This is a genomic window from Kineococcus indalonis (genome assembly GCF_009906395.1).
GTDB classification, from domain to species: Bacteria; Actinomycetota; Actinomycetes; order Actinomycetales; family Kineococcaceae; genus Kineococcus; species Kineococcus indalonis.
Genome location: NZ_JAAALM010000650.1, coordinates 1 through 1,956, shown reverse-complemented (window position 1 = coordinate 1,956; position 1,956 = coordinate 1). Strand labels below are relative to the sequence as shown.

Sequence of the window (1,956 nt, the reverse complement as noted above, 5' to 3'; positions counted from 1 at the left end):
CCCCCGGGCGTCCTCCGCGGCGTCCTCGCCGGCCTCCTCCTCCGGCGGCGGCTCCGTCGGCGGCGGCGCCGACTCCCTGAACTGGGGCGCGCTGGCCGCCTGCGAGTCCGGCGGCGACCCGGGGATCGTCTCCAGCAGCGGCAAGTACCACGGCCTGTACCAGTTCAGCGTCTCCACCTGGCGCGCCGTCGGCGGCAGCGGCCTGCCCAGCCAGGCCTCGGCCTCCGAGCAGACCTACCGGGCCAAGCTGCTCTACCAGCGCGCCGGTGCCGGACAATGGCCCGTGTGCGGCAAGCGCCTCTGACCACGACCACCCGCCCGGCCCCGCGCCCGGCGAGCTCCGCGACGACCCGTGCTGCGGGGGCCCCGTGCCCCTGCTGACCGCCGGTGACGTCCGCGAGCTCGCCGGGCGCCTCGGCGTGCGGCCCACCAAGACCCTCGGGCAGAACTTCGTCGTCGACGCCAACACCGTGCGGCGCATCGTGCGGGTCGCCGAGTTGACGCCCGACGACGTCGTCGTCGAGGTCGGCCCCGGCCTGGGCTCGCTGACCCTGGCGCTGCTGGAGGTCGTCGACCGGGTCGTCGCCGTCGAGATCGACCCCGTCCTGGCCGCCGAGCTGCCCGCCACCGTCGCCGCCCGCGCCCGCCCCGGCACCGAGCTGGAGGTGGTGCTCGCCGACGCCGTGGCCGTCACCGAGCTGCCCGGCCCGCCGCCCACCGCGCTCGTGGCGAACCTGCCCTACAACGTGGCCGTGCCGGTGCTGCTGACCATGCTCGCCCGCTTCCCCAGCCTGCGCCACGGGCTGGTCATGGTGCAGTCCGAGGTCGCCGACCGCCTCGTGGCCGGCCCGGGCAGCCGCACCTACGGCGTGCCCAGCGTCAAGACCGCCTGGTACGCCCACGCCCGCCGGGCCGGGGCGGTGCCCCCGCCGGTGTTCTGGCCCGTGCCGCGCGTGGACTCCGGGCTGGTCGCCTTCACCCGCCGCGAGCCACCGGGGGGCGCGGCCGCGCGCGAGGAGGTCTTCGCCGTCGTCGACGCCGCCTTCGCCCAGCGCCGCAAGACCCTGCGCGCCGCCCTGGCCGGCTGGGCCGGCTCGCCCGCCGCCGCCGAGCGGGCCCTGCGCGCCGCCGGGGTGGACCCCGGCGCGCGCGGCGAGCAGCTCGACGTGGCCGCCTTCGCCCGCATCGCCGCGCACCGCCCGCCCGGCGCCACGCCGTAGGGTCTGACCCCGTGTCCCGCAGTTCCGCGCAGGCGGCCGTCACCGCCCGCGCCCCGGCCAAGGTCAACCTCCTGCTGGAGGTCGGGCCCCGCCGCGACGACGGCTACCACGACCTGCTCACCGTCTTCCAGGCCCTGGACCTCAGCGAGGACGTCACCGCCGCCCCCGCGGCCGGCTTCTCCGTGGAGGTCGTCGGCGAGCCCGGCGTCGACGTCGCCGGGGTGCCCCTGGACGAGCGCAACCTGGCGCTGCGCGCCGCCCTGCTGCTCGCCGAGCGCACCGGCGTGCGCGCCGGCGCGCACCTGAGCGTGCGCAAGGGCGTGCCCGTGGCCGGCGGCATGGCCGGCGGCTCCGCCGACGCCGCCGCCGCCCTGGTGGCCTGCGACGCCCTGTGGGGCACGCGCCTGGGCCTGGCGGCCCTGACGGAGCTGGCCGCCGAGCTCGGCGCCGACGTGCCCTTCTGCCTGCACGGGCGCACCGCCGTGGGCACCGGCCGCGGCGACCGCCTCGTGCCCGTCCTGACCACCGCCGCCTTCCACTGGGTGCTCGTGCTGCCCGGCGCGGGGCTGTCCACCCCGGCCGTCTTCGCCGAGTGCGACCGGCTGCGCGAGGCCTCCGGCGCCGGCCCGGCCGCCGCGCCCGAGGCCGGCGAGCGGCTGCGGGCCGTGGAGGCCGCGCTGCGCGCCGGCGACCCCGCCGCCCTGGGCGCGGCCCTGTCCAACGACCTGCAGGAGGC

The 1,956-nt window shown here is 79.0% G+C and carries 3 protein-coding genes; all 3 read left to right on the top strand.

The genetic code is table 11. The annotated features are described in order from the left end of the window. Window positions 1-304, top strand: a 304-nt coding sequence (locus GTR00_RS19925; RefSeq protein WP_205706257.1) for a transglycosylase family protein, incomplete at its 5' end; no start/stop codon positions are given. Between the two features lie 64 nt (window positions 305-368). Beyond that, the gene (gene rsmA, locus GTR00_RS19920) at window positions 369-1,220 is read left to right on the top strand and encodes a 16S rRNA (adenine(1518)-N(6)/adenine(1519)-N(6))-dimethyltransferase RsmA (RefSeq protein ID WP_166613283.1); all 852 of its coding nucleotides are present in this window, start codon (window positions 369-371) and stop codon (window positions 1,218-1,220) included. 11 nt (window positions 1,221-1,231) lie between these two features. After that, a partial coding sequence (locus GTR00_RS19915; protein ID WP_166613282.1) for a 4-(cytidine 5'-diphospho)-2-C-methyl-D-erythritol kinase occupies window positions 1,232-1,956 on the top strand: 725 nt, incomplete at its 3' end.